Here is a 25,500-nt window from a genome sequence, read left to right on the forward strand (position 1 = left end):
TGGAGCGCATATCCTCCACGCAGCACGGCAAAGAATGCTAAGTGATTTTGCGCACTATACCGCGCGCAGAATCACTTAAACGCTGGAGAGACGATGAAGGTCGATATCGACATGGGAGCGGCGCCAGCCGGCGCAAAGGCCATGCTCGATCTGGAAGAGCTGTTGGCAACTCGCCTGCTCGTCCAGGGCAATTCGGGTTCAGGCAAATCGCATTTGCTGCGCCGCCTGCTCGAACAAAGCGCGCAGTGGGTACAGCAATGCGTCGTCGATCCGGAAGGCGATTTCGTTACGCTGGCCGATAAATACGGCCATGTGGTTGTCGATGGTGCGCGGACCGAAAGTGAACTTACGCGCATCGCGGCACGAATTCGCCAGCACCGCGTTTCCGTCGTGCTTGATCTGGAAGGACTGGACGTCGAACAGCAGATGCGCTGTGCTGCAGCCTTTCTCGGTGGCCTATTCGACGCAGAACGCGATTACTGGTACCCGATGCTCGTCGTTGTCGACGAAGCCCAGCTTTTTGCACCGGCGGTTGCCGGAGAGGTTTCAGACGAAGCCCGCAAACTATCGCTCGGTGCCATGACCAACTTGATGTGCCGTGGCCGCAAACGTGGTCTTGCGGGTGTCATCGCCACACAGCGCCTCGCCAAACTCGCCAAGAATGTTGCGGCTGAAGCATCGAATTTCCTGATGGGCCGAACTTTCCTCGATATCGACATGGCCCGTGCCGCGGATCTTCTTGGAATGGAACGGCGGCAGGCCGAACAGTTCCGTGATCTCGCACGGGGCCATTTCGTTGCGCTCGGCCCTGCCCTGTCGCGGCGCCCATTGGCCGTTACCATTGGACCAGTAGAGACATCTGCCCGTTCGGCGAGCCCGAAGCTCACTCCGCTACCGCAGCCGGGCGAAGATGCGCGCGACTTGATTTTTACACCAGCGCCCGAAGAGCGCCGGGTGGTTGTTCGACGTGCAGTGGCGCCCCCCACCTCCACACCGACAGCCGATATTTTGAGCCAGCTCACCCAGACCAAATTTGTGGCCGCGGCAGAAACTCCGGCACCGACACTGTTTCCCGAGATTGACGAGGCCGAGCGCAATGGCCTGATCAACGCGATTATGCATGAAATGCTCAACGACCCCGATGCATCTTTTCGCACGGATGCAGTCCTCTACCAGGATTTTCTCGTTCGTTGCCGCATTCGCCGTGTCCCGGGTGATCCCCTTTCTCTGCCGGCATTTCGCCGCAATCTTGCGGTCGCACGAGCTGGCATCGATGGAGAGACCGCGCAAGGTGAGCCGTGGCAGCAGGCACTTGAACTTTCAAAAAGCCTGCCGGATGATGTTCAAGGTGTTTTCTTTATTGTCGCCCAGGCCGCAGTGACGGGTAACCCTTGCCCGTCCGACGCAACGTTGGCCCGCGCCTATGGCACTCATTCGGCACGCCGAGCGCGACGGCTTCTCACGTATTTCGAAGAACAGGGACTCGTTGTAGTGCGCACCGATTTTACCGGCAATCGTGTGATTGCATTTCCCGATCTTGGCTGTGAGACTGGCCCGGGCGATCCGAACGGTCCGGATGAAGGCGCGCAGGAACAACACGCCGCCGAATAATCAGCCAATCTCAGCCAAAAGCGGCGGCAACTCGCCCAGATGTTCAATCTGACGGAAGCGCGGCGCAGCCACCGGTGCTTCGACATGTTCGAGCGCCCAGGTCAGCGCGTGCGGTACGAACACGCCCCAACTGCCCGCTTCGATTGCCGGGACCACATCGGACTTCAGCGAGTTACCGATCATCATACTCCGGGTCGCACCCTCTCCGTGACGCTTGAATATTCGCTCATAGGTGGTGTTGTCCTTGCTGCTTACAATTTCAACCGCATCAAAAAAATCGCCCAGGCCCGATTGCGCCAGTTTGCGCTCCTGATCAAACAAATCTCCTTTGGTTATCAGGACGAGCCTGTAGCGCTCAGTTAGTTGCGCAAGAGTTTCCTGAACATGGGGCAAGGTCTCTACCGGATGACGCAGCATCTCCCGGCCTGCCGCCAGAATTTCTGCGATAACCGAAGCCGGCACGTTGCCTTCGGAGACTTCAACCGCTGTTTCCACCAAGGAAAGGGTGAAGCCCTTGATGCCGAAACCATAGAGGTCAAGATTGCGCCTTTCCACCGCGAGCAACCGGTCGGAAAGGTCGGTCGTGTCCACATGGGGAGCCAATAGACTGACAAACTGATCTTCGGAGGTTCGGAAGAACTGCTCGTTTTGCCAGAGCGTATCGTCAGCGTCGAAACCGATTGTGGTGATTGAGAGAGGCATGGGCGTGTTCACTCGTTCTTCGTCATCATCGTCATGCAATGTTTACCGGATTGATGAAATCAGTGGCGGGTGTCTTTTGTTAGAAATATGGCTGTGCATTATGCCAATATGCTAACGCATCAAGGGGATCGGCAACAGGGTGTATTGGTTCAGACAACTCATCATCGTTGCAGCATTCCTGCTACTGACATTGCTAAAGGCATTGTCGGCCGATAATCCGTCGGTTTCTGTACCGGCGAAACCGCCAACACCAACAGTGGCCCAGATTTGCGCAGCCATAGCGACCAATGCTGATGGACATGGCGTTCCGCGTGACTTCTTCGCCAGACTTATCTGGAAAGAGAGCCGTTTCGACTCCCAGGCAACAAGTCCAGTTGGCGCGCAGGGCATCGCACAGTTCATGCCCGGCACCGCAAAGGAGCGAAATCTCGACGATCCGTTCGACTTTGCAAAGGCTCTTCCTGCTTCCGCGGCGCTGCTGAAGGATCTGCGAACAGCATTCGGCAACTGGGGGCTCGCCGCAGCTGCGTATAATGCGGGGCCAACGCGAGTGTCAAAATGGTTATCAAGCGGTGGCTTCCTCCCTCTCGAAACCGAAGAATATGTACTGGATATAACCGGAAAGTCGGCTGACGACTTTGCCGCCGGCACCGAAATATCGACGCATCCGTTAAACGCCAAATTGACCTTCGATGCGGCTTGCCGGAAGCTCCCGATTGTTCGCTTTGCAACAGTTGCGATGGCCCAAATCAAGCCGAAGCCCTGGGGAATCCAGATTGCTGGCAACTTCCGCCGCGCAGCAGCAGTGGGACAGCTTCAACGCCTGCGCCGCGCCTTTCCGGCCATCCTCGACAAGCATGAGGCTGTGATCAGCCGAAATCGCACAGCCATGGGGCGGCGCGGCATCTATGCCGTGCGTATAGGCGCCGACAATCGCGGCGAGGCCAACCAAATCTGTTCGCAACTCCACAGCGCTGGTGGTGCCTGTATCGTGCTGCGTAATCGATAAAGCTGAAAGAAAAGCAGCGACTTCAACTTGCGTGTGGTGATCTTGAGAGGTGCTGGCGGACGAATGCCAAACGAAATTTCCTACCCCCAAGTATGTAGGTTGCAAAGCCGTTCGATATAGTCGCCTAAATGGTAGAAAAACTTTTGCTTGCCAAAAAACACTTATTCTAGCAGTCTCAAAGCGTTCGGGCATTTGCGAACACTGGAAGACTGGAAGAACGGCGCGCCGGAACCGCAAGAATACCGGGCCGGGAGTAATCCTGGCAATGATCGGCTCCTTTCCTGAATTCGAGAACTGCCTGCATGATCTCCGTTGAATGTATCTTACTGAAAACGGCACTACCAATCCCGCAAACCCGGAGGGGAGCGCGGTAAGTAAGGAAAAGGAACTGAGCATGGCACAGACCGGTACGGTCAAATTCTTCAACAGTGAAAAAGGCTTTGGCTTTATCAAGCCGGATGATGGCGCAGCGGATATTTTCGTTCATATTTCCGCCGTTCAGGCATCCGGACTCACAGGTCTCGCAGACAATCAGAAGGTCTCCTTCGATACGGAGCCTGATCGTCGTGGCAAAGGACCAAAGGCCGTAAACATCGCGGTCACCGAATAATTCTAGCGGCTGGAGCCGCCACCGATCCCCGGCAGAAGTCGGGGGTTTTGCTTTGATATCACGCGGCAGGGTCCACTTTGCCGCCCAGTGGAGTGCGCACACCTCCATGTGGTGCTTGTAGTTGTAATCGTGCCTTTTTCCCGCCTCGGATTTGCTAAAATTATATGTGCTTCTCTCGTCCTCAGGATGGGCGGTGGAACCATTTTGTATGAGTGCCGTTCAGCTTGCATTCATTCTGAAGCGAATAAAACAGAACTACCGCTGGAGGTCCCATAGATTCCGGCCAATATCGATCAGGCGACGCCGAAAAGCACTCGCCAAGGATGCTTCAAAGGAGGCACAAATGAACAAGAGTATTAAGATTGCCATTCTTGCAACCGCTGCATTTGCGACGGTCGCGGTTCCTCTGACATCTGCCTCGGCCGACAGCTGGCGTGGCGATCGGTACTACCGTCATCACAATCATAACAATAACGGCGACGCATGGGCGGCCGGTGCAGTCGGTCTTGCAGCAGGCGCTTTGCTTGGTAGCGCACTGGCCCAACCGGCCGAGCCGATCTACCGGGATTATGATGACGGCTACTATCGCCGCCCGGTCCGTGTTTATCGTGAAGTGGCACCGCGTTATTACGGCGGTGCACAGCCTTGGTCACCTTCATGGTACCGCTATTGCGCCGACCGCTATCGCTCGTTCAATCCTGAGACGGGTACATTCCGCGGCTATGATGGGCGTGATTATTTCTGCAACGCCAACTGATTTTCCAATCAGTCGCGTTTGACGAGCCGCCGGTAATCCGGCGGCTTTTTTATGCTTCATTCAGGAATGGGTTGGTGCGGCGTTCTTCGCCAAAGCGGCCGCCGGGACCATGTCCGCAGATGAAACCGATGTCGTCACCGAGCGGCAAGAGCTTGGTCTTGATGGAGTTGATCAGCGCGGCATGATCGCCGCCTTCAAGGTCTGTTCGCCCCACCGAACCGTTGAAGAGCACATCGCCAACATGTGCGAATTTCGCCGCCCTGTTAAAATAAACGACATGGCCGGGTGCATGACCCGGACAATGCAATACTTCAAAGATATGCGATCCGAAAGATACAGTATCACCATCGTTCAGCCAGCGATCCGGCACACAATTGCGGACCTTGTCCGTGATGCCATATTTCAACGCCTTGGATTCAAGGCTGTCCAACAGAAATCGATCGGCTTCATTTGGTCCGATAATATCGACGCCCAGTGCATCCTTCATATCCATCGCACCGGCAGCGTGATCGATATGCCCGTGTGTAATCCAGATTGCCTCAATCGTGATGCCGTTTGAACGGATGGCATTCAATATTTGATCGTTGTCGCCGCCCGGATCAACGAGCACACCATGCTTGTCCTCGCTGTCAAAAAGGATCGTGCAATTCTGCTGGAAGGCCGTGACGGGAATAATACCGGCCTGTAATTGTCCCATTGTACCAAAATCCTATGAAATACATCGCTGGATCAATATGTAGGACAATAAATCCTCAAATGAAAAGGGCGGCCGTGTGCCGCCCTCGAAAACAGTTGATTTCGCTGTTGATGATATCGATCAGGCCTTTGCCATCGAATTCTTGATGAAGCCGACGATTGCAGTCAAGATGATACCACCGACACCACCGCCGGCTACCTGACCGATGATCGATCCGATATCAAGCCCGGAGGACGCCGCCGCATTTGCTACCACCTCGGCGCCGCCTGCGCCAAGGAATTGCGTCAGGTAACCACCAACAAGGCCGCCGATACCACCAGCAACTGTGTTTCCGGTCGTACCGAGACTCAGGTTTTTTAGAAGACCGCCGACAATATTTCCGCCGACACCACCCGAGATAAGCTGGATAATAATAGGAAGAAGCGCTTCCATGATTGTACCCCGTCAACGTTTCAAGCCAGACTCATGCCTGACATGCAACATGATGACTAAGTTTTAATCAATGTCAAACAACTTGCTACCTCATAGCGCAGGTATCAAGTTCACTTCTTCGTTTTATCCAGATGTTACTCAGCAGCTGCTTTCTTTGGCATTACTTCCGCTGCATAATCATTCATTAGATTAGCTGCAATCTCACCGACGGTGAAACGATAAGGACCAATTTCCGCCACCGGCGTAACTTCTGCGGCTGTCCCCGTCAGGAAGCACTGCTCGAAAGTCTCCAGTTCTTCTGGCATGATGGCGCGCTCTATAACTTCATAACCACGGCGCTTGGCCAAATCGATGACTGTCCGGCGTGTGATACCATCGAGGAAGCAATCGGGCGTCGGTGTGTGAAGAACTCCATCCTTGACGAAAAACACGTTCGCGCCAGTTGCTTCCGCGACCTGTCCACGCCAGTCGAGCATTAGTGCGTCAGCATATCCCTTTGCCTCCGCCGCATGCTTGGAGATCGTGCATATCATATATAGACCCGCTGCCTTGGACTTCGATGGAGCGGTTCGTGGGTCAGGACGGCGATATTCCGCGAGGTCCAGGCGGATGCCTTTCAGCTTCTGGGCCGGGTCGAAATAACTCGGCCATTGCCAGATAGAGATGGCGACGTTGATCTTGTTTGCTTGGGCAGAAACGCCCATTGACTCGCTACCGCGCCAGGCTACAGGCCGGATATAGGCATCCTGGAAGCCTTGTTTGGCCAATAGTTTGCGGCTCGCATCATTCAGCTCTTCAACGGTATAAGGTATTTTGAAGCCAAGAATGCGTGCAGATTCATGCAGGCGCTCGGTGTGCTCGTTGAGTTTGAATATCTCGCCGCCATAAGCGCGCTCACCCTCAAAAACCGAACTGGCGTAATGCAAGCCATGGGTCAGCACATGGACCTTTGCGTCCGCCCAGCGAATGAATTCGCCGTTCATCCAGATAAAACCTTCAAGCTGGTCGAATGGAACGGATGCCATGTTTTCCTCCAGGCGTTTAATTCCTGACAATTTTGCGGGTCTGATGTGTCCGCCAACTGGTCCCGATTACCAATTGGTGTACCATTGCCCACCAACACAATAAGCGGTTGAATGAGAAAAATGTCTCAGACACGCCTACTGGCTTTGCGTTTAATTCAAAATGTGGCCAACAGCTTGTCAAAAATTATCAGCAGTCTAAAATTAAGTCAACAAGACTGACATATTTTTCAACAAGAGCGGGAACATTGCATGAAATCTTATACTCCAGAGCAGCATATTGAGACAGCCCTAACCCAGAAAGATGCAAGTCAACTCGATATCATCGAGTTGTTTTTCTTCGCCTATCGCGACTTTACCGCCGATCCCGACATGATACTGGAAAAGCTTGAATTTGGCCGCGCGCACCACCGCGTGCTGTATTTCATCAATCGTAAGCCTGGGATGACCGTTGCGGAGTTACTGGATGTTTTACAGATCACGAAGCAAAGCCTTGCCCGCGTGCTCAAGCAACTGATCGATACGGATCATGTGGTTCAGATTACCGGGCCTCGCGACAGGCGCCAGCGCGAGCTCTATCCAACACCGAAGGGTCGCGAACTGGCGCTGGAACTGGCTGCACCGCAATCACGCCGCATTACCAGTGCATTGGAGCAGATCGGTGATTCCGACCGGTCAGTGATCGAGCATTTCCTTAAGGCGATGGTGAATCCCGCCCAATGGCAACAGATCGACAGTCTGCCGAAGGCAGGATAAAACAAGTTTTACGAAAAGGGAGGACGAATGTCCGCGAGAAAAGAGGAATACATTGGTGAGTGACGAACTGCTGCTTTCAGACGATGCACCGCACCTGCTCATTGTCGATGACGACACCCGAATTCGAAATCTACTGTCGCAATATCTTACTGGCAGCGGTTTTCGCATTACGGTGGCTGCCAATGCCGATGAGGCTCGGCGCAAGCTGGCCGGGATCGACTATGATCTTCTGATCCTCGACGTGATGATGCCAGGAGAAAGCGGCGTCGCCCTGACCCAGTCGCTGCGTCAGGAAAAGAACGTACCAATACTTATGCTCACGGCGCTCTCGGAGACCGATAGCCGTATTACCGGTCTGGAAGCAGGCGCCGACGATTACCTGCCAAAGCCTTTTGATCCGCGCGAGCTGATCCTGCGAATCAACAACATCCTTCGGCGTGGCGCCCCGGCTACACAAGCGAAGATCGAGCAGATTGTCTTTGGTCCCTACACATTCGTCATCGCGAAGCGTGAACTCAAGCGCTCGGGCGAAATGATCCGACTGACAGACCGTGAGCAGGATATAATGGCAATTTTCGCTGCACGCGCCGGTGAAACCGTCCCGCGTCACGAATTGACCGGACAGGAAGGCGATGTGGGCGAGCGGACGATCGACGTCCAGATAAACCGCCTGCGCCGCAAGATTGAAAATGATCCGGCAAACCCAGTTTGGTTGCAGACGGTGCGGGGCGTCGGCTATAAACTAAGCGTGGAGTAGCGATCCGCCCATTTCAATGCGCAAGCGGATACTGGATAGATGGCACCGACGGACACCGCGAAACGCGCATTGGCAGTCAGGAAGCGCCACTGGCGGCGTCGGCGAAGTACATTGCTGGGCCCTTGGCGAAAGTTCACGCGCTGGTTAGCGCACTGGATGCCCAAGCGGCTCTACGCGCGCTCACTCATTATCATCATCGCCCCCATGGTTTTGTTGCAATCGCTGATCGCCTTTGTCTTCATGGAGCGCCACTGGCAGACCGTGACACAGCGCCTTTCAACGGCCGTCGTGCGCGACATTGCTGGCATCATCGATCTCATGGAGACTTATCCTCAAGATCCAGCCTATGAAAACCTGATCCGCATTTCGCGTGAAAGACTATCGCTCAATATTTCAATCCTGCCCGCCGATCCCCTCCCCGCACCTGGCCCCAAACCCTTCTTCTCAATTCTCGACAGTATTCTGAGCGAAGAGATCACCAAGCAGATCAACCGCCCGTTCTGGATCGACACGATCGGCGATTCCGATCTGGTGGAAATCCGCATCCAGCTCGACAACAAAGTCTTGCGGGTCTTTGCGCGCCGCAGCCAAGCCTATGCATCCAACACGCTGATATTCCTTGTCTGGATGGCGGGCTCCGCACTCGTTTTGCTTGCCATCGCCATCCTTTTCCTGCGCAACCAGATCAAGCCAATTCAACAGCTTGCCACCGCCGCCGATAGTTTCGGCAAGGGCCGCGCCGGCCCCCCAGATTTCAAACCGCGCGGCGCAGAAGAGGTACGCAGGGCCGGCGCAGCTTTTATCGTCATGCGCGAGCGTATCGAGCGGCAAATCGAGCAGCGCACAACGATGTTGAGTGGCGTCAGCCATGACCTGCGCACGATCCTGACCCGCTTCAAACTCCAGCTCGCTCTCGTCGGCAACAGGGTCGACACGGAAGCTATGGAGCAGGACATCGAAGATATGCAATCGATGCTGGAGGGCTATCTCGCCTTCGCTCGCAGCGAGGCAGAGGAAGAGACCGGCACCTTCAATCTGGAGCGGTTATTTGGCAAGCTGAAGGAAGAAGGTATCCTGCTCGAACGCGGCTTCACGTCGAAAATCCGCGGTGAACCGGAAATACAGGTTAGGCCGAATGCGTTCTCCCGCCTGATTTCCAATCTGGTATCGAATTCATTCCGCTACGCGAAAAACGTGTCCGTTGCTGCGGATCACCGCGACGGATGGCTGACCATAACGATCGACGACGATGGACCAGGGATACGGAAGGAGATGCGTGATGAGGTGTTCAAGCCATTCTTCCGGCTGGATGAAGCACGCAATCAGGATTCAAGCGGAACAGGACTGGGCCTCGCAATAGCACTGGATATCGCCCGCAGCCATGGCGGGGACATTATCCTTGATGACAACCCCGCCCGTGGCTTGAGAGCAGTTGTCAGGATTCCTGCCTAGGCAGCATGTTCTCCAACGAGGGCTTGGTTCTTCCCAGCCACTGTTTCCGCGCAGGTCTGCACGCCGCGCAAATAGAGCGCGCATGTGGTGCGGAGCATCGAGGCAAAATTCGGAATCACTCCCTGCGCCTGAAGCGCCTCGTCGTAAAGAGTGGAGATGAACCGCGGTGTGGTCATATTCTGGCTCTCGGCGATCTCATCGAGTAGTTTCCAGAACGTTACCTCGAGTTGAATGCTCGTCGAATGTCCGCCAATGCGCACAGAACGATTGATCTGCCGATAGCCTTGCGGATCCTGTTCTGCAAATACCTTACACATTCCAAGAACCTCCCTTCAAAGTGCCTATGCTCGCCACCTATGCGCAAAGGTGATATTTTGCGCGTCAGTGCATCCTGGGCAAAAATTATTCCGCTCGTATCGCGGTGTGGTAGCCGATTGCCACCACTTCTGTTCTCCCAAGCTCATAATCGCCGACAAGCCCTGACACTGCAACAATAGTTTTCGGGCGGCATATCGTTCGTTAGGAGGAGCTTTTGGCAAAAGCCATTCATTCCATGATCCGTGTTATCGACGAAGAGAAGTCGAGATCGTTCTATAAATCTGCATTCGGTTTGAACGTAGCGGACAGGCTCGATTTCGACAATTTCACCCTGGTCTATTTGCGCAACAGCGAGACGGATTTCGAACTTGAGCTGACCATCAACAAGGGGCGCACCGAGCCCTACGATCTTGGCGATGGCTATGGCCATTTGGCCTTTAGCGTCGACGATCTAGACGCCGAGCACGTTCGCATGAAGGCACAGCAACTCAAAATACGCGATATCGTGGAATTCAAACGTGAAGGCACAATGCTGGCTCGGTTCTTTTTCGTCGAGGATCCGGATGGCTACAAGATCGAGGTTTTGGAACGACAAGGCCGGTATTTGTAATACCGGCCAATGGCGTTGGAGGAACGCCATCGGCCAGCAAGGGCATCCGACGGAAATTCCCGCCAGAATGCCGATAGCAAGCAAGGGAGGAAGTCTATGGTTACCATCTTTAACCGCAAGGCGGCGGCACCTGACACGCCGGAACCAATTGAAAAACAAGTACTATCGCGACGCGATCTATTGAAAGGCGGTACGATCAGCCTTGGCGCAATCCTCGTGATCAGCGGCAGTTCGATCATCCATCCAGAATTTGCCTGGGGCCTAGAGACATCCAATCTCAAGCCAGAAACAATGGCAACCCTGATCCAGCTGGCGCGCGATATCTATCCACACGACCATATTCCGGACCGCTTCTATGCCATCGCAGTCAAGCCCTACGACGCCAAGGCAGGAGAGGACCCCAAGACCAAGAAGATGATCGAGGAGGGCATTGCCGATCTCGACAAGCGCGCCGGCAAGGGCGGCTATATCGGTCTCGGATGGGAAGATGACCGGCTGGCGATCCTTCGAAAAGTTGAAGACACGCCTTTCTTTCAAACAGTTCGCGGCGGGCTTGTCACTGGCCTCTACAATCAGGAGGAGATCTGGCCACTTTTTGGCTACGAGGGCGAGTCCTACTCAAAGGGCGGTTATATCGCGCGAGGCTTCAGCAACATCGAGTGGCTGTAACCGGCGGCCTAAGCAAACTGAATATTTACAGGCTATTGGGAGGAAACCATGGCTGCACCTTTTGATCTTAAGGACGACAGTGTCGTCGTCATCATAGGTTCTGGCGCGGGCGGCGGAACGCTCGGCAACGAACTTGCACAAAAAGGCATTGATGTCGTTATTCTAGAGGCCGGTGCCCGCCACGAATATGAAGACTTCACCAACAATGAGTGGGACAGTTTCGGCCAGCTTGCCTGGGTCGACAAACGGACTACTTCCGGGGATTGGCGTGTCGCCAAGGATTTTCCCAATCTTCCCGCATGGATCGTCAAATCTGTCGGCGGATCGACGACCCACTGGGCTGGCGCTTCGCTTCGTTTTCAGGACCATGAATTCAAGGCGCTTACACACTACGGCAAAGTGAAAGGTACAAGCCTGCTCGACTGGCCTATCACCTTGGCAGAGCTTGAGCCTTACTATGCCAAAGCGGAAGACAAGATGGGCGTAACCCGCACCAACGGGATTGCAGGTCTGCCAGGCAACAATAATTTCAAAGTGCTCAAAGCTGGTGCTGACAAGCTTGGCTACAAGGAGTGCCATACGGGCAATATGGCGATCAACTCCGCCGAGCGCGACGATCGCATGTCTTGCCAGCAGACCGGATTCTGCTTCCAGGGCTGCAAGTGGGGCGCAAAGTGGTCGACGCTCTATACGGAAATTCCAAAAGGCGAAAAGACCGGCAAGCTTGAAGTTCGTCCTAATTCCATGGCCCAGAAGATCGAACACGACAAGAGCGGCAAGGTAACTGGCGTCCTCTACACGGATAAAGATGGCAAGCAGCAGTTGCAGAAGGCTCGCATCGTCGCCGTTGCCGGCAATTCGATCGAAAGCCCACGCCTGTTGCTCAATTCCGAATCGAGCATGTTCCCCAACGGTCTTGCCAATTCATCCGGTCAGGTGGGGCGGAATTATATGCGCCATACGACCGGATCGGTATACGGCATATTCGAAAAACCGGTGCACATGTATCGCGGGACGACTATGGCAGGCATTATTCGCGATGAGGCCCGCCACGATCCTTCACGGGGATTTGTCGGCGGTTATGAAATGGAAACATTGTCGCTTGGTCTGCCGTTCATGGCGGCCTTTCTAGATCCCGGTGGTTGGGGACGCTCTTTCACTTCAGCGCTCGACCAATATGTGAATATGGCCGGTCTATGGATCGTTGGTGAAGACATGCCGCAGGAAGACAACCGGATCACCTTGCACAAGGATGAGAAGGACAAATACGGCCTGCCCATCGCCAATGTGAATTTCAGCGACCATGAGAACGATATAGCCATGCGGGATCACGCCTACGAACAGGGCAAGGCTTTATACGAAGCCGTTGGTGCAACCCGCGTCTTCCCGACGCCGCCCTACCCGTCGACGCATAATCTTGGAACAAATCGCATGAGCGAAAAAGCAAAAGATGGAGTGGTGAACAAGCACGGCCAAAGCCACGACATCAAAAATCTGTTCGTGTCTGATGGCAGCCAGTTCACCACCGGTGGCGCGGAGAACCCGACGCTCACGATCGTCAGTCTTGCAATACGCCAAGCAGACTACATTGCCAAGGAGATGGCAGCCAAAACGATCTGATAGCGTAGAATCCTCCCGGCGGCACGACCGCTGAACCATACCATCGCATTCCGTGCGATGGTATGGTTCTCTATTCTCTAGAAGAGCTTGCCACCGTTCGGGACGGGTTTGCTGATTGCTGCTAGGACGACTGCACCTTCTTCATCCGGAAAACCCAAAGTCAGCACTTCGGACATGAACGGCCCGATTTGGCGTGGCGGGAAATTGACCACTGCAATGACCTGCCGGCCCTTGAGCTCTTCCAATGTGTAGTGCTTGGTGATTTGAGCTGATGATTTCTTGATCCCGATCTCGGGGCCAAAATCGATTCTCAGTTGGAATGCGGGCTTGCGCGCTTCGGGAAAGGTTTCGGCTTCAACGATGGTACCGATGCGGATATCCACTTTCTCGAAATCATCAAAGGTAATTGTGGCCACGCTGCTGTCCTGAATGATTGTCTCAGGCCGAGCCTACTGTCTCGAACAGGATGCTGTCGAGCGATTCCCGTGCCGTCGAACCAGACCAGACAACGAACTGGAATGCCTGGAAATAGGTTTCGCAGGCGTCGAGCGCGCTGGAAAGCAGCACTTCGACCTGTTTGCTCGTGGGCTCGGCACCACCAGACAACAGCAGTGACTGACGATACATAACCGCGCCCTCCTGCCGCCAAAGATCAAAATGCCCCATGAGAAGCTGTTCGTTGATCAACGACAGCAAACGCATGACTTCATTGACCCGCGGCTCGCTGATCGCAATGTCGAAGGCGCAGGCCAAATGGAGCGCCTCGAAATCTTCCATCCACGAGAAGGAAATCTGATAATCGGTCCAGCTTCCTTCTACCGTTATGGCAATCTCATCCTCTCCAGTGCGCTCGAATGCCCACTCATTGGCATGGGCCACATGCTCGATCACATCAACTGGATGCAAATCGCGCGCAATCTCTATTTCCAGAAGGCTCATTGCCACTACCTGCTAAATCGAATCTCGTATGAAGCTGCGGGGACACAGCGAACCAACCCAGAGGACACCAAACGCTTAGACCCAATGAACAGGCAGAACGCGCCAGCCGGGCCGCGGCAACAAACCTTGATAACCGCTACATGATCGCCGAAACGAATCATGCTGTAATTTCAGTGTATTGATGCTGAGTCCGAGCGCCAGTCCCCTTTTGGTCGAATGCTGGGAATGGATGTGGACAGAAGTTCGGAAAAAGATTCACGAGCTGCCTTTAACTGACTCTAAGACAACGATTTTCGGCGATTTCCACCTGTTGATAAATACTTAAGATTTATTTTGGGGATAGGCACAAGGAGCATCGAAATATCGGATAAAGGCAACCTGATCCCAACGTCTTTCCGCCGGCAAGCATCGAGCCCGTCGTCAAGCGTTCGTCATATCTCCGATATCCACATCATCTAGATTACCTATTCGGTGTAACGTAACAGGAGGTGGCGATGACAGGCGAGCCAAATACGAAGGTAACTGCAACTCAGAAAAATGATGATGGACGGTGGTACTATGTGATTACCATCGATCAAGAGGAGGGAAACAAAGTGGGGCCTTACGACACCCAAGAAGCCGCAATCGCTGCAGGCCAGCAAAAATTGGCGGAAAGCGGTAACGCCTAAAGCGCTGGAATTGAGACAAGACCAGCGCTTGCCCGTTGGTTACCGAACAGGCTTCCGTGCTTGTTCGGTATCAGGCCTTCTTCGTGCGACCAGAAGCTGCTGGTTTTTCAGGAGTATCGCTCGACGCTTTACCCTTCTGGCCTACAAGCGCCTCCAGCGCCTCGATGCGCGCAAGTAGTGCGGTGTTTTCCGCCCTCGCCCGAATAGCCATCTCGCGCACAGCTTCAAAGTCCTCGCGCTGAACGACATCCATCGTATTGAGCAATCGTTCGGCTTGACCGCGGAATGCGGTCTCGACTTCGCGCCGTACACCCTGAGCGGCACCCGCCGCATCGGTCACGAGCTTTGCCAGTTCATCAAGAACGCGGTTTGATCCATTGGTCATGGCGACACCTCTCTCATTTCTCAATCAAATAATCGCCGCTCCAGGCGATTGCAAGCAAGTTGATATTGGAGCGGCGGCGCACAAATGTTACCGGAGGAGAAACTTGACGCTGTTCTTGCCCTCGCGCATGGTCCCGCCAAATTGAATCGCGACTATGGAGTGCCTTGTGAGCGAAATACTTCTACCGACATTTGCCGCTATCGCATTTCCCAACATCGATCCCGTAATATTCACCTTGGGTCCGCTATCGGTACATTGGTACGGCCTCGGCTACGTGGCAGGCATTCTATTTTCCTGGTGGTATGCCAAGAAGCTCATAAGCAAGCCTCGGCTTTGGGCAAACAATACACCACCGATGAAGGCTGCGGACCTGGACGATTTCGTCCTGTGGGCAGCGCTCGGTGTCGTTCTCGGCGGGCGCATCGGCTATATATTGTTCTATGATTTTGCCCGTTATATCGCCCATCCGCTCGACATGTTCAAAGTCTGGGAAGGCGGCATGTCGTTCCATGGTGGCATGCTCGGCACTATTCTCGCAATGGTGCTCTTTGCCCGCTCACGCCGGATCAACGTCTACAGCATGCTCGATACGATTGCCGCAGGGGTGCCCGTTGGTCTCGGCCTTGTACGTGTTGCCAATTTCATAAACAGCGAGTTATGGGGCCGACCGACCGATGTTCCCTGGGGCATGGTCTTCCCGACGGGGGGCCCGTTCGTGCGCCATCCGAGCCAGCTATACGAGGCAGGACTTGAGGGAATCGTATTGTTCACAGTTTTGGCTCTATTGATCTTCTATGGCCGCAAACTGAAAAGTCCGCGATTTATCGGCGGAACATTCGTTATGCTCTACGGACTATCGCGCATTTTTGTCGAGTTTTTCCGGGAGCCGGATGCGCAACTGGGTTACCTTTATGGTGGCTGGCTAACGATGGGGATGGTTCTTTCCGTTCCCATGGTCCTCGTCGGGCTGGCATTCATCTTGTCTGCCCGCAACCCTGAGGTGGCAACCGGACGATGAACCTCGGGCAACGCATCATCAGGCAAATCGAGGCCAACGGCCCGATTAGCGTTGCTGACTATATGGCCATGTGTCTGTTCGATCGAGACGCGGGGTACTACACAACGCGCGAACCATTCGGCAAAGATGGCGATTTCATTACGGCGCCCGAGGTTAGCCAGATGTTCGGCGAACTCGTCGGGGTCTGGTGTGTCGACACTTGGCAAGCGCTTGGATCGCCCGACGATTTCGTTCTCTGCGAATTTGGGCCTGGACGCGGCACGCTCATGAAAGATCTCATTCGCACGGCCGACAAGATCGCACCGGGTTTTATCGCTGCTGCTAAAATCCATATGGTGGAAATCAGCGATCGTTTGACGCAAATTCAACAAAAGTCGCTAGCAGAACACAGTGGTGCCATCGTCTGGAAAAAGAACTTCGGCGATGTAGTGTCAGGTCCGCTGATTGTTATCGCCAATGAGCTTTTCGATGCCATTCCCTCACGTCAATATGTGAAGACGAAAGGGCGTTTTGTCGAACGCGTACTCGCGCTCGACGCAGCGCAAAACCTTGTCTTTGCTGCCGGTTCCGGCTCGATTGACGCAGATCTGCTTCCGCCGGGTAGCGACATCGCACCGGAAGGGAGTATTTTCGAGATTGCTCCGGCCCGCAATGCCCTCATGCAGGAAATTGCAGCGCGCATTCATCATGAGCGAGGAGCAGCCCTGTTGTTCGACTACGGACATTTGCAACAGGGCTTCGGCGATACTTTGCAAGCGCTCAGCCACCACAACTCTGTCGATGTCCTGCATATTCCTGGCGCAGCAGACCTCACCACCCATGTGGACTTTCATGCTCTCGCGCTGGCTGCACGCAGGGAAGGTTGCAAGACCAGTGCGATGACGCAAGGCGATTTTTTACTAGCCATGGGTTTGCTTGATCGCGCCGGAGCCCTGGGCCAACACAAATCTGCGGAGGTCCAGGAACAAATTCGCCTCGACGTCGAACGGTTGGCGGGTCCGGAGCAAATGGGAACATTGTTCAAGGTGCTCTGTGTGAGCGATGCGTCGACACATGTTTTCCCATTCGAAGCGAAATAAATTCTGGCAATTGACTTCAATCGATTGCTCAACCACCATCCGCTCCCTTGAAAGGCATTCGGTATGATTACGTCAGACAAACCAGCACCGCTGCGTTCCTCCTTGCTGGGATCCCCTGAAAAAGACCGAATCGCCCATGGTTTCTTTACACGCGAAGGCGGCGTGTCGGACGGCATCTATCGCGGCCTGAATGTGGGCAGCGGTTCAAATGACGATCAGGATCGCGTCAAGGAGAATCGCAGGCGCGTGGCTGAATCGCTCGGTGCTCCCCTATCACAGCTTGTCACTGTCCATCAGGTTCATTCTTCTGATGTCATCACCGTGACAACGCCGCTAAATGGGGACAGACCCAAGGCCGACGCCATTGTAACCACCACTCCCGGCATCGTCATTGGTGCTCTCTCTGCCGATTGCGGTCCTATCCTTTTTGCTGACACCGAAGCGAAAGTGGTGGCCGCAGCGCACGCCGGCTGGCGCGGGGCCATCGACGGCATTCTCGAAAATACCGTTGACGCGATGATTGCACTGGGCGCACGTCGCGACCGGATCCAGGCTGTTCTCGGCCCAACGATCGGCCCCGACAACTACGAAGTGGGAGGAGAGTTCTATGACCAGTTCGTTGGAACGGACCCTTCCTATCGCGCGTTTTTCCGCGATTCGGCCAATAACGGTCACAAGATGTTTGACCTATGGGCCTTTATAACTACGCGGCTTGAACGTGCCGGGGTAAAAGCCTCCGGGCTTCAACAGTGCACCTACGCGGATGAGGAGCAGTTTTTCTCCTACCGCCGGACGACCCACCGCAAGGAAGCTGACTACGGCCGGCAGATATCAGCGATTACGATCACGGAGTAAGAGTATGGCCCTCCATTTCGAACCGGAAGAATTTGCTGCGCGCCGTGACCGGCTCATGATGGTCATGGCCGAGCAGAAGCTTGATGCGGTCTTGCTGTTTGCCCAAGAAAGCATGTACTGGCTCACCGGCTACGACACCTTCGGCTTCTGCTTCTTCCAATGCCTGGTCGTCAAGGCGGATGGCAGCAACGTGTTGATGACCCGTTCCGCGGATTTGAGACAAGCGCGCCAAACGTCGAACATCGAAAATATCATGGTATGGGCAGACCGCGACAACGCCAATCCCGCAGCCGATTTGCGCGAACTTCTCAACGATCTCGATCTGCTTGGTTGCCGCATTGGAATCGAATACCAAACTCACGGACTCACCGCCGCCAACGGCCGGAAGCTTGACGAACAGCTCACAGCATTCGGGCAACTCGTCGACATTTCAGGCATTGTCGACAAATTGCGTGTGCTAAAGAGCCCCGCCGAAATCGTCTTTAGCCGCAAGGCCGCGGAGCTGAGTGATGAAGCGCTCGATGCGGCGCTAAAACTGGTGAAAGCCGGTGCAGATGAAGGCGTCATACTTGCTGCCATGCAATCGGCAATCTTTGCAGGCGGCGGCGATTATCCGGCCAACGAGTTCATCATTGGCTCGGGTGAAGACGCGCTTCTCTGCCGTTACAAATCCGGGCGACGCAAGCTGGCCAAAAATGATCAACTGACTTTGGAATGGGCCGGCGTCTATCGCCACTACCACGCCCCGATGATGCGCACGATATTAACCGGCAAGGCATCGAAACGGCACCAAGAGCTTTATGACGCGGCACACGAAGCGCTTGAAGCTGTAGAAGCTGCGATGACGCCTGATTTTACTTTTGGCGATGTATTCGATGCGCACGCCAAGGTCATGGAGGCGCATGAATTGACCCGCCATCGTCTCAACGCCTGCGGCTATTCGGTTGGTGCCCGCTTCACACCTTCCTGGATGGACATGCCCATGTTTTATTCCGGAAATCCCGAACGTATCCAGCCCGATATGACACTGTTTGCTCACATGATCATCATGGACTCCGACAGCAATACGGCCATGACGCTGGGCCGCACATACCTTACGACCAATGGTCAGGCGGAGCCGCTTTCCCGCCAATCTCTTGACTTGATCGTAAAATAAAACTTTTGTCTGTTTTTGCTTGCAAATGAGCACATTGGTGACTCACGACGGGGTTTGAGTAAATGAAGTCTCGCAACTCACTGACATGTGTATTCGCAGTCCTGGCCGGTCTCACACTTACAGCGTGCAATAGCTCAGAATCCCCTATTGGCGTAACCAAAGCTGATCTACCGCCAGCGCAGGGAAGCCAGACAACACCGCCCGCGCCGGGAGCCACCGCAATACCAGGCGCTTCAGCGGGCACAAATGCACAAGGAACGGGCACACCGGGCACCGGTCCCGCAACCTCGAACACAACCACAACGGCATCTGGGGCCACCCAGAGCGGGAAGCCGAGCGCCCAGCCCACGGCAAAGTTGCGGTTTGCACCGATTGTCGGCGCACCTATCGCTGCGGCTACGCCACTATCGCAACGTCTGTCGGCGCTTGCCAAGGAAAAAGGCATCACGCTCGGCACAGCCGGCGACACCGACAACACGCACATCATGAAGGGCTACTTTTCTGCTCTCCCCGACGGCAACCAGACGACGATCATCTACGTATGGGATGTGCTTGATCCGGCCGGCACACGTCTGCACCGGATACAGGGTCAAGAAAAGGTACCTGGAGGAGGAACTGACCCGTGGAGTACCGTCCCCCCCAAGGTTATGGAAGGCATCGCTGACAAGGCTATCCAAGGTTATATGACGTGGGTATCAGGCGGCAAGACGTGACATATTTACACGTTTAAGGCGATATTCTCGCGGAATTGTGTATGAATCCTGCCTGCCCGCTTGCAATGTGCGTCAGGGGCAGTAAAAGGCCCGCCATACCCTTTACTTTGGCTGCGCTCTGAAAAAGACGTGGAGAAAATACGGCATGAAACTCTTCGCGGGCAATTCCAATCGGGTTCTTGCCGAATCTGTCGCCAAATATCTCAATATCCCTCTTGGCAAGGCCAGCGTCCGCCGTTTCGCTGACCAAGAGATATTCGTCGAGATTCAGGAAAACGTTCGCGGCGAAGACGTCTTCGTCATGCAGTCGACTTCTTTTCCGGCAAACGATCATTTGATGGAATTGCTGATCATGATCGATGCGTTCCGGCGTTCGTCGGCAAAACGTATCACAGCAGTTCTTCCGTATTTCGGCTACGCCCGTCAGGATCGGAAGCCTGGCCCACGCACGCCGATTTCCGCAAAACTAGTGGCAAATCTGATCACCGAGGCTGGTGCAAATCGCGTCCTCACGCTCGATCTGCATGCTGGCCAGATTCAAGGCTTCTTCGATATCCCGACCGACAATCTCTATGCTGTTCCGGTCATTGCCCGTGATGTCCGCGCACACTACGGCAAGTCGAATGTCATGGTCGTTTCCCCTGACGTCGGTGGTGTCGTACGCGCCCGGTCTCTGGCAAAACGCATCGATGCGCAACTCGCCATCGTCGATAAGCGACGTGATCGTCCCGGCGAGTCCGAAGTCATGAATGTCATCGGTGATGTGCGCGGCAAGGATTGCCTGTTGTTCGACGATATTGTCGATTCTGGCGGCACGCTATGCAACGCGGCCGAAGCGCTTCTTGCAAAGGGCGCGACCAGCGTCACCGCCTATATCACGCACGGCGTACTATCTGGCGGGGCCGCCGCCCGTATCGCCAGTTCGAAGCTCAAGGAATTAGTCATTACCGATTCCATTCAGCCGACCCCTGCCATTGAAGCTGCACCCAATATTCGAGTGCTGTCGATTTCCGACCTGATCGGCGAAGCCGTCTCGCGAACGGCCTCGGAAGAGTCCGTTTCCAGCCTTTTCGATTAAACTTCAAGAACTGTCTGCTCCTGCGCAAGCAACAAACTTGCACATCTGTCGCCTTTCCGTTATAGAGCCGCCATCCGCGTAGACACCCTTGGAGGCAACGCGGAATGGAGCGGTCATGTCATCCGGTTTCGGGTGAGCGTGCGACCGCTTCATGTTTTTTGAACCGCCATCCATTGGCCTCGAAAAACACTCCAGATTTGAACCTCGAAAGGAAATGCCATGAGCGAAGCATACGAGCTCAAGGCCGAGGCGCGCGAACGGGTTGGTAAGGGGTCCTCCCGGGAAATTCGCCGCAACGGTAAAGTGCCAGCTGTCATCTACGGTGACAAACAGGCGCCAGTCTCTATTACCCTCGACTACAAGACGCTGTACTACAAGATTCACGGCGGCGGTTTCAAGACGACAATTGCCAACATCCTTCTGGACGGCAAGTCGATTCAGGTCCTTCCCAAGGACTTCCAGCTTGATCCTGTCAGTGACAAGCCAGTACACGTCGACTTCCTGCGTGTATCGGCCAAGTCCATGGTGAACGTGCATGTGCCGATCCACTTCCTCCACGAGGAAGCCTCGCCTGGCATCAAGCGCGGTGGCGTACTCAACATCGTTCGTCACGATATTGAACTTCATGCCCCGGCCAACGCTATTCCAGATGCGATTGAAATCGATCTCACTGGCACGCAGATCGGCGACTCGATCCATATTTCTGCTGTTACCCTGCCTAAGGGTGTGACATCGGTTATTCATGATCGCGACTTCACCATCGCGACGATTGCAGCTCCGGCTGTTCTCGCCGCTGAGGAAGAGACGACCGAAGCCGCGGCAGCGGAAACCACTGAAACGGCGGAAAACGAAGGCGAGTAATCGTCTTGTTTATTATTGGGAGCTAGGCACGTGCTGCTTATCGCAGGTCTTGGCAATCCGGGCTCCCAATATGCTGCCAATCGGCATAACATTGGTTTTATGGCGGCGGATGAAATACACCGCCGCCATAGTTTTTCTCCCTGGACCAAGAAGTTTCAGGCGCTGATCGCCGATGGTACCATCGAAGGCGAAAAGACTATCCTGATCAAACCCCAGACATTCATGAATTTGTCCGGCCAAGCTGTTGGCGAGGCGATGCGTTTCTACAAACTGGCTTTAAGCGATCTCGTCGTCATCTATGACGAGCTTGATCTGACCGCCGGCAAGGTACGTGTGAAGACCGGTGGGGGCTCAGGCGGTCACAATGGTATCAAGTCCATTGATGCACATTGTGGCAAGGATTATCGCCGCGTGCGCCTTGGTATTGGTCATCCCGGCGTTAAAGAAATGGTCAGCAATCATGTACTCGGCAACTTTGCCAAAGCGGACAGTGAATGGGTCGAACCATTGCTCGACGCGATCGCAACGAATGTAGGACTACTCGCCAAAAAGGACGACGCCGGTTTTATGAACCGCGTTTCTCTGGCTCTCGGCGGAGGGAGCAAGATTGAGCGGGAAACTGGAGAAAAGCCGGTTGCAAAATCTGTCGGCCAAAGTCATATCCGGCAAGCTCGCCAGCAAAAGCCTGCTGTGAACATTCCAAAATCTGGCCCCATGGCGGATATGCTGAACAAGCTCTTCGGCAAGAAAGAATAAGGATAGCGAATTATGGGTTTCAAATGCGGCATCGTTGGTCTGCCTAATGTCGGCAAGTCGACGCTTTTCAACGCGCTGACCAAGACAGCAGCTGCCCAGGCTGCTAACTATCCGTTCTGCACGATCGAGCCCAACACGGGCGAAGTTGCAGTACCCGATCCGCGGCTGCAGGCAATCGCCAAGATCGGTAAATCGGCAAATATCGTGCCGACTCGCATCAGCTTCGTTGACATTGCTGGCCTCGTGCGTGGTGCATCGAAGGGCGAAGGTCTCGGTAACCAGTTCTTGGCCAATATTCGCGAAGTCGACGCAATCGTCCATGTGCTGCGCTGTTTCGAGGACGACGATATCACCCACGTTGAGGGACGGATCGACCCTGTATCCGATGCCGAGACGGTTGAGACAGAGCTGATGCTTTCGGACCTCGAAAGCCTTGAGCGTCGTATCGTTCAGTTCCGCAAGCGAGCGAGCAGCAAGGACAAGGAGGCACTGACCGTTCTGCCGGTGATGGAGCAGGCGCTGGCGCTCTTGCAGGAAGGCCAACCGGTTCGTTTTATGTTGAACGGTATTGCCTCAGAAGATTTGGTTATTCTCCAAGGACTGAATCTCCTGACATCAAAGCCGGTACTCTATGTCTGCAATGTTGGCGAAGAAGATGCAGCCACAGGCAATGAGTATACCGAATCCGTCGAAGAGATGGCGACGGGCCAAGGCGCTGAAACGGTTACTATTTCTGCCGCCATAGAAGCGGAAGTGGCGCAATTGCCGGAGGAGGAAGCGAAGGAATATCTGGACGCCATGAACCTCGATGAACCTGGCCTCGACCGTCTCATACAGGCCGGGTACAAACTCCTTCACCTCATCACCTATTTCACCGTCGGGCCGAAGGAAGCCCGTGCATGGACGGTTCACCGCGGCTCGAAAGCACCGCAGGCGGCCGGTGTCATCCATACGGATTTCGAACGGGGCTTCATTCGTGCCCAGACGATCGCCTATAGTGATTTTGTATCCCTTGGTGGCGAGGTGCCCGCAAAGGAAGCCGGCAAGGCGCGCGATGAAGGCAAGGAATATATCGTGCAGGACGGCGACATCATGCTGTTCAGGTTCAATACGTAAACTTCAGGCAAAAGATGAGCGAATACTCTCCCCGATACGCCTATGAGGATTTCACGATTGGCAGCGAATGGCCACTTGGATCAAAAATCGTAACGGCAGAGGAAATTATCGAATTCGCCAGACAGTTCGACCCGCAGCCTTTTCACCTCGATGAGGCAGCAGGCAAGGCGAGCATACTTGGGGGCTTGGCTGCGTCCGGCTGGCATACCGTCTCGATGTTCATGCGCATGCTGTGCGACGCATACCTTCTCGATTCCACGTCACAGGGCGCTCCGGGAATTGACTATGTCAAGTGGACCCAGCCGGTTCTTGCTGGCGACACACTGACTGGAAGGACTACCATTCTCGACCGGCGCGTATCGAACTCGAAGCCCTCTTTAGGCTTCGTCAAGCTGCATCATTCGGTCTTCAACCAGGATGGTCTGATTGTTTGCGAGCTCGAACATACCGCAATGTTCTCGTTAAGGGAGCCAGCCAAATGAACAGGATAGAACTGTTGACAGGCGTCGAGCGCGACCTTGGAACATACACATTTGAGGCGGACGAAATCATTGCATTCGCCACCAAATATGATCCCCAACGTTTCCACGTTGATCCGGAAGCTGCCAAGAGAAGCAATTTTGGCGCGCTCTGCGCTTCTGGTTGGCATACCACCGCCATTTGGATGCGGTTGAATGTCGACGACATCAGGAACGAGGTTAAATCTGCAATCGCGCGCGGCGAACAGCCTCCACAATTTGGCCCCTCACCTGGCTTTGAAAACCTTAAATGGCTGAAGCCGGTCTATGCTGGCGATACGATCCGCTTCACACGAACAATCAACAATATTCGCGCCCTGAAATCGCGTCCAAGCTGGTCGATGATGCAGATGTCGTCAGCCGCCTACAACCAGGCCGGCGATAAAGTACTCGAATTCGATAGCGCGGCGCTCATAGCCCTGCCCGAATAGCTCTAGAGCCTTTCATACCTAAATAGAACCGTTCTGCCGGAGGGAATTCGTGGACAAGGTCAAGGGATTTGGCGAGGCCGATGCCTTTCCATCGGACGAAGCCGAAGCCCGATGGATTTGGCGCGAATTCACCCGGCTCTTCGGGTTTCCGGCTGGCGGCCAACCACTTTGTCAGGGGGCATCGGACGATGGAAAGACATCGGCCGCGCCTTCCGCGTGGATTGTCTCGCCATCCGCGAAACAGAACTGGTTCCATTTAGGTATGAAAGGCTCTAGTGCCCTTCGAAGGCGATCAACGTCCGGACGTTGACGCCAAGCGCTTCGAGCTTCTTGCGCCCGCCCAGATCCGGCAAGTCGATAATGAAACAGGCGCTGACAATATCAGCGCCCATTTGCTGCAATAGCTTCACAGCGGCTTCGGCAGTACCGCCGGTGGCAATCAGATCATCGACAAGTATGACCTTATCACCCGGCACGATCGCGTCGCGATGCATCTCCATCTCGTCGACACCATATTCGAGGCTATAGGCGATACGTACCGTGTCGTGCGGCAACTTACCCTTTTTACGAATAGGCACGAAACCGGAAGAAAGCTGGTGTGCCATGGCGCCGCCGATAATGAAGCCCCGCGCCTCGATGCCAGCCACCTCGTCAACCTTGCCGCCCGCGTAGGGATGGACGAGTTCGTCCACAGCGCGTCGGAAGGCCCGCGCATTGCCAAGCAATGTGGTGATATCGCGGAACATCACCCCTGGCTTCGGATAGTCAGGAATGTTGCGGATGGCCTCGACCAGCGTCTGCTTCAGTGTTGAGTCCATCGTGTATTCCTCCTGCTGTCCGCAGCGTGCAGACAATCTAGCGCCCTGCACTCAAAAGAAAAGGGCGCAGCGCGCCCTTTCAGAATC

The 25,500-nt window shown here is 54.7% G+C and carries 31 protein-coding genes; 22 read left to right on the forward strand and 9 right to left on the reverse strand.

From position 1 onward, the window contains the following. Positions 1 to 93: 93 nt before the first annotated feature. Positions 94 to 1,611, forward strand: coding sequence for a helicase HerA domain-containing protein (locus PHA01_RS10135; RefSeq protein WP_271894932.1), 1,518 nt, complete (start codon positions 94 to 96; stop codon positions 1,609 to 1,611). Here PHA01_RS10135 and PHA01_RS10140 read toward each other — a convergent pair whose 3' ends face one another. Beyond that, positions 1,612 to 2,313, reverse strand: a complete 702-nt coding sequence (locus tag PHA01_RS10140; protein ID WP_271894934.1) for an HAD family hydrolase — start codon at positions 2,311 to 2,313, stop codon at positions 1,612 to 1,614. 139 nt (positions 2,314 to 2,452) lie between these two features. Here PHA01_RS10140 and PHA01_RS10145 point away from each other — a divergent pair, with 139 nt between their 5' ends. From PHA01_RS10145 to PHA01_RS10155, 3 genes are all read left to right on the forward strand, one after another. Further along, on the forward strand, positions 2,453 to 3,322 hold the full coding sequence (locus PHA01_RS10145; RefSeq protein ID WP_417020943.1) for a transglycosylase SLT domain-containing protein: 870 nt from the start codon (positions 2,453 to 2,455) through the stop codon (positions 3,320 to 3,322). Positions 3,323 to 3,716: 394 nt separating this feature from the next. After that, on the forward strand, positions 3,717 to 3,932 hold the full coding sequence (locus PHA01_RS10150) for a cold-shock protein (RefSeq protein WP_106718536.1): 216 nt from the start codon (positions 3,717 to 3,719) through the stop codon (positions 3,930 to 3,932). A 343-nt stretch (positions 3,933 to 4,275) separates the two neighbouring features. Next, positions 4,276 to 4,689, forward strand: coding sequence for a BA14K family protein (locus PHA01_RS10155; protein ID WP_271894936.1), 414 nt, complete (start codon positions 4,276 to 4,278; stop codon positions 4,687 to 4,689). A 49-nt stretch (positions 4,690 to 4,738) separates the two neighbouring features. On the opposite strand, the gene PHA01_RS10160 is transcribed toward PHA01_RS10155, so the two are convergent. From PHA01_RS10160 to PHA01_RS10170, 3 genes are all read right to left on the reverse strand, one after another. Continuing rightward, positions 4,739 to 5,386: an MBL fold metallo-hydrolase gene (locus PHA01_RS10160; protein WP_271894939.1), complete on the reverse strand. Its 648-nt coding sequence runs from the start codon at positions 5,384 to 5,386 to the stop codon at positions 4,739 to 4,741. Positions 5,387 to 5,506: 120 nt separating this feature from the next. Next, positions 5,507 to 5,818, reverse strand: a complete 312-nt coding sequence (locus tag PHA01_RS10165) for a hypothetical protein (protein WP_112530689.1) — start codon at positions 5,816 to 5,818, stop codon at positions 5,507 to 5,509. A gap of 134 nt (positions 5,819 to 5,952) precedes the next feature. Next, positions 5,953 to 6,843, reverse strand: coding sequence for a branched-chain amino acid aminotransferase (locus PHA01_RS10170; RefSeq protein ID WP_271894942.1), 891 nt, complete (start codon positions 6,841 to 6,843; stop codon positions 5,953 to 5,955). A gap of 249 nt (positions 6,844 to 7,092) precedes the next feature. On the opposite strand from PHA01_RS10170, the gene PHA01_RS10175 reads away from it, so the two are divergent. The 3 genes from PHA01_RS10175 (at position 7,093) to PHA01_RS10185 (ending at position 9,805) form a co-directional block, all read left to right on the forward strand. Beyond that, the gene (locus tag PHA01_RS10175; RefSeq protein ID WP_271894944.1) at positions 7,093 to 7,596 is read left to right on the forward strand and encodes a MarR family winged helix-turn-helix transcriptional regulator; all 504 of its coding nucleotides are present in this window, start codon (positions 7,093 to 7,095) and stop codon (positions 7,594 to 7,596) included. A 52-nt stretch (positions 7,597 to 7,648) separates the two neighbouring features. Next, positions 7,649 to 8,353: a response regulator gene (locus PHA01_RS10180; RefSeq protein WP_112530686.1), complete on the forward strand. Its 705-nt coding sequence runs from the start codon at positions 7,649 to 7,651 to the stop codon at positions 8,351 to 8,353. A 156-nt stretch (positions 8,354 to 8,509) separates the two neighbouring features. Beyond that, positions 8,510 to 9,805, forward strand: a complete 1,296-nt coding sequence (locus tag PHA01_RS10185) for a sensor histidine kinase (protein WP_417020947.1) — start codon at positions 8,510 to 8,512, stop codon at positions 9,803 to 9,805. Here PHA01_RS10185 and PHA01_RS10190 read toward each other — a convergent pair. Beyond that, a complete protein-coding gene (locus PHA01_RS10190; RefSeq protein ID WP_271894947.1) occupies positions 9,802 to 10,122 on the reverse strand; it encodes a ribbon-helix-helix domain-containing protein in 321 nt (106 codons plus the stop codon). The genes PHA01_RS10185 and PHA01_RS10190 overlap by 4 nt on opposite strands. Positions 10,123 to 10,337: 215 nt before the next feature. Between PHA01_RS10190 and PHA01_RS10195 the strand changes: the two genes are divergently transcribed. From PHA01_RS10195 to PHA01_RS10205, 3 genes are all read left to right on the forward strand, one after another. Beyond that, positions 10,338 to 10,733, forward strand: coding sequence for a VOC family protein (locus PHA01_RS10195; protein WP_114430395.1), 396 nt, complete (start codon positions 10,338 to 10,340; stop codon positions 10,731 to 10,733). A 96-nt stretch (positions 10,734 to 10,829) separates the two neighbouring features. After that, the gene (locus tag PHA01_RS10200) at positions 10,830 to 11,402 is read left to right on the forward strand and encodes a gluconate 2-dehydrogenase subunit 3 family protein (RefSeq protein WP_271894951.1); all 573 of its coding nucleotides are present in this window, start codon (positions 10,830 to 10,832) and stop codon (positions 11,400 to 11,402) included. Between the two features lie 48 nt (positions 11,403 to 11,450). Further along, positions 11,451 to 13,022, forward strand: a complete 1,572-nt coding sequence (locus PHA01_RS10205; RefSeq protein WP_271894953.1) for a GMC family oxidoreductase — start codon at positions 11,451 to 11,453, stop codon at positions 13,020 to 13,022. Between the two features lie 77 nt (positions 13,023 to 13,099). Here PHA01_RS10205 and PHA01_RS10210 read toward each other — a convergent pair whose 3' ends face one another. Continuing rightward, positions 13,100 to 13,453 (reverse strand): tRNA-binding protein, encoded by a 354-nt coding sequence (locus PHA01_RS10210; protein WP_417020948.1) that lies wholly within the window; start codon positions 13,451 to 13,453, stop codon positions 13,100 to 13,102. A 7-nt stretch (positions 13,454 to 13,460) separates the two neighbouring features. Then, a complete protein-coding gene (locus PHA01_RS10215) occupies positions 13,461 to 13,961 on the reverse strand; it encodes a type III secretion system chaperone family protein (protein ID WP_112530758.1) in 501 nt (166 codons plus the stop codon). 494 nt (positions 13,962 to 14,455) lie between these two features. On the opposite strand from PHA01_RS10215, the gene PHA01_RS10220 reads away from it, so the two are divergent. Beyond that, positions 14,456 to 14,629, forward strand: coding sequence for a hypothetical protein (locus PHA01_RS10220; protein WP_271894959.1), 174 nt, complete (start codon positions 14,456 to 14,458; stop codon positions 14,627 to 14,629). Between the two features lie 70 nt (positions 14,630 to 14,699). Here the strand turns inward: PHA01_RS10220 and PHA01_RS10225 are convergent, their stop codons facing one another. Then, positions 14,700 to 15,014, reverse strand: coding sequence for an accessory factor UbiK family protein (locus PHA01_RS10225; RefSeq protein ID WP_112530680.1), 315 nt, complete (start codon positions 15,012 to 15,014; stop codon positions 14,700 to 14,702). A 154-nt stretch (positions 15,015 to 15,168) separates the two neighbouring features. On the opposite strand from PHA01_RS10225, the gene lgt reads away from it, so the two are divergent. The 11 genes from lgt (at position 15,169) to PHA01_RS10280 (ending at position 24,595) form a co-directional block, all read left to right on the forward strand. Continuing rightward, entirely contained in the window at positions 15,169 to 16,032 is an 864-nt protein-coding gene (gene lgt / locus PHA01_RS10230; protein ID WP_417020944.1) for a prolipoprotein diacylglyceryl transferase, read from the forward strand. Then, a complete protein-coding gene (locus PHA01_RS10235) occupies positions 16,029 to 17,111 on the forward strand; it encodes a class I SAM-dependent methyltransferase (protein WP_271894965.1) in 1,083 nt (360 codons plus the stop codon). Before lgt ends, PHA01_RS10235 begins: the two co-directional genes overlap by 4 nt. A gap of 63 nt (positions 17,112 to 17,174) precedes the next feature. Then, positions 17,175 to 17,966: a peptidoglycan editing factor PgeF gene (pgeF, locus tag PHA01_RS10240; RefSeq protein ID WP_271894968.1), complete on the forward strand. Its 792-nt coding sequence runs from the start codon at positions 17,175 to 17,177 to the stop codon at positions 17,964 to 17,966. A gap of 4 nt (positions 17,967 to 17,970) precedes the next feature. Continuing rightward, positions 17,971 to 19,122 carry a M24 family metallopeptidase gene (locus PHA01_RS10245; protein ID WP_271894971.1) on the forward strand — a complete coding sequence of 384 codons (1,152 nt, stop codon included), beginning with the start codon at positions 17,971 to 17,973 and terminating at the stop codon, positions 19,120 to 19,122. Positions 19,123 to 19,184: 62 nt separating this feature from the next. Next, complete coding sequence (locus PHA01_RS10250; protein WP_271894973.1) at positions 19,185 to 19,835, forward strand: hypothetical protein; 651 nt, start codon at positions 19,185 to 19,187, stop codon at positions 19,833 to 19,835. Positions 19,836 to 19,980: 145 nt separating this feature from the next. Next, complete coding sequence (locus PHA01_RS10255; protein ID WP_210003107.1) at positions 19,981 to 20,913, forward strand: ribose-phosphate pyrophosphokinase; 933 nt, start codon at positions 19,981 to 19,983, stop codon at positions 20,911 to 20,913. 219 nt (positions 20,914 to 21,132) lie between these two features. After that, positions 21,133 to 21,774, forward strand: coding sequence for a 50S ribosomal protein L25/general stress protein Ctc (locus tag PHA01_RS10260; RefSeq protein WP_271894976.1), 642 nt, complete (start codon positions 21,133 to 21,135; stop codon positions 21,772 to 21,774). A gap of 30 nt (positions 21,775 to 21,804) precedes the next feature. Then, positions 21,805 to 22,530, forward strand: a complete 726-nt coding sequence (pth, locus tag PHA01_RS10265) for an aminoacyl-tRNA hydrolase (RefSeq protein ID WP_271894978.1) — start codon at positions 21,805 to 21,807, stop codon at positions 22,528 to 22,530. Positions 22,531 to 22,542: 12 nt separating this feature from the next. Next, the gene (gene ychF, locus PHA01_RS10270; RefSeq protein WP_271894980.1) at positions 22,543 to 23,646 is read left to right on the forward strand and encodes a redox-regulated ATPase YchF; all 1,104 of its coding nucleotides are present in this window, start codon (positions 22,543 to 22,545) and stop codon (positions 23,644 to 23,646) included. Between the two features lie 14 nt (positions 23,647 to 23,660). Then, a complete protein-coding gene (locus tag PHA01_RS10275) occupies positions 23,661 to 24,128 on the forward strand; it encodes a MaoC family dehydratase (protein ID WP_271894982.1) in 468 nt (155 codons plus the stop codon). Then, positions 24,125 to 24,595 (forward strand): MaoC family dehydratase, encoded by a 471-nt coding sequence (locus PHA01_RS10280; protein ID WP_271894984.1) that lies wholly within the window; start codon positions 24,125 to 24,127, stop codon positions 24,593 to 24,595. The genes PHA01_RS10275 and PHA01_RS10280 overlap by 4 nt, the downstream gene beginning before the upstream one ends. 272 nt (positions 24,596 to 24,867) lie before the next feature. On the opposite strand, the gene PHA01_RS10285 is transcribed toward PHA01_RS10280, so the two are convergent. Next, on the reverse strand, positions 24,868 to 25,413 hold the full coding sequence (locus PHA01_RS10285) for an adenine phosphoribosyltransferase (RefSeq protein ID WP_271894987.1): 546 nt from the start codon (positions 25,411 to 25,413) through the stop codon (positions 24,868 to 24,870). Between the last annotated feature and the right edge of the window lie 87 nt (positions 25,414 to 25,500).

The sequence above is a fragment of the Candidatus Phyllobacterium onerii genome (assembly GCF_028331445.1).
Classification (GTDB): Bacteria; Pseudomonadota; Alphaproteobacteria; order Rhizobiales; family Rhizobiaceae; genus Phyllobacterium; species Phyllobacterium onerii.

Coding starts and splice junctions, on each gene's coding strand:
- PHA01_RS10135 (WP_271894932.1), top strand. CDS start 94: ATGAAGGTCGATATCGACATGGGAGCGGCGCCAGCCGGCGCAAAGGCC.
- PHA01_RS10140 (WP_271894934.1), bottom strand. CDS start 2,313: ATGCCTCTCTCAATCACCACAATCGGTTTCGACGCTGACGATACGCTC.
- PHA01_RS10150 (WP_106718536.1), top strand. CDS start 3,717: ATGGCACAGACCGGTACGGTCAAATTCTTCAACAGTGAAAAAGGCTTT.
- PHA01_RS10155 (WP_271894936.1), top strand. CDS start 4,276: ATGAACAAGAGTATTAAGATTGCCATTCTTGCAACCGCTGCATTTGCG.
- PHA01_RS10160 (WP_271894939.1), bottom strand. CDS start 5,386: ATGGGACAATTACAGGCCGGTATTATTCCCGTCACGGCCTTCCAGCAG.
- PHA01_RS10165 (WP_112530689.1), bottom strand. CDS start 5,818: ATGGAAGCGCTTCTTCCTATTATTATCCAGCTTATCTCGGGTGGTGTC.
- PHA01_RS10170 (WP_271894942.1), bottom strand. CDS start 6,843: ATGGCATCCGTTCCATTCGACCAGCTTGAAGGTTTTATCTGGATGAAC.
- PHA01_RS10175 (WP_271894944.1), top strand. CDS start 7,093: ATGAAATCTTATACTCCAGAGCAGCATATTGAGACAGCCCTAACCCAG.
- PHA01_RS10185 (WP_417020947.1), top strand. CDS start 8,510: ATGCCCAAGCGGCTCTACGCGCGCTCACTCATTATCATCATCGCCCCC.
- PHA01_RS10190 (WP_271894947.1), bottom strand. CDS start 10,122: ATGTGTAAGGTATTTGCAGAACAGGATCCGCAAGGCTATCGGCAGATC.
- PHA01_RS10200 (WP_271894951.1), top strand. CDS start 10,830: ATGGTTACCATCTTTAACCGCAAGGCGGCGGCACCTGACACGCCGGAA.
- PHA01_RS10205 (WP_271894953.1), top strand. CDS start 11,451: ATGGCTGCACCTTTTGATCTTAAGGACGACAGTGTCGTCGTCATCATA.
- PHA01_RS10215 (WP_112530758.1), bottom strand. CDS start 13,961: ATGAGCCTTCTGGAAATAGAGATTGCGCGCGATTTGCATCCAGTTGAT.
- PHA01_RS10220 (WP_271894959.1), top strand. CDS start 14,456: ATGACAGGCGAGCCAAATACGAAGGTAACTGCAACTCAGAAAAATGAT.
- PHA01_RS10225 (WP_112530680.1), bottom strand. CDS start 15,014: ATGACCAATGGATCAAACCGCGTTCTTGATGAACTGGCAAAGCTCGTG.
- lgt (WP_417020944.1), top strand. CDS start 15,169: ATGGAGTGCCTTGTGAGCGAAATACTTCTACCGACATTTGCCGCTATC.
- PHA01_RS10235 (WP_271894965.1), top strand. CDS start 16,029: ATGAACCTCGGGCAACGCATCATCAGGCAAATCGAGGCCAACGGCCCG.
- pgeF (WP_271894968.1), top strand. CDS start 17,175: ATGATTACGTCAGACAAACCAGCACCGCTGCGTTCCTCCTTGCTGGGA.
- PHA01_RS10245 (WP_271894971.1), top strand. CDS start 17,971: ATGGCCCTCCATTTCGAACCGGAAGAATTTGCTGCGCGCCGTGACCGG.
- PHA01_RS10250 (WP_271894973.1), top strand. CDS start 19,185: ATGAAGTCTCGCAACTCACTGACATGTGTATTCGCAGTCCTGGCCGGT.
- PHA01_RS10255 (WP_210003107.1), top strand. CDS start 19,981: ATGAAACTCTTCGCGGGCAATTCCAATCGGGTTCTTGCCGAATCTGTC.
- PHA01_RS10260 (WP_271894976.1), top strand. CDS start 21,133: ATGAGCGAAGCATACGAGCTCAAGGCCGAGGCGCGCGAACGGGTTGGT.
- ychF (WP_271894980.1), top strand. CDS start 22,543: ATGGGTTTCAAATGCGGCATCGTTGGTCTGCCTAATGTCGGCAAGTCG.
- PHA01_RS10275 (WP_271894982.1), top strand. CDS start 23,661: ATGAGCGAATACTCTCCCCGATACGCCTATGAGGATTTCACGATTGGC.
- PHA01_RS10280 (WP_271894984.1), top strand. CDS start 24,125: ATGAACAGGATAGAACTGTTGACAGGCGTCGAGCGCGACCTTGGAACA.
- PHA01_RS10285 (WP_271894987.1), bottom strand. CDS start 25,413: ATGGACTCAACACTGAAGCAGACGCTGGTCGAGGCCATCCGCAACATT.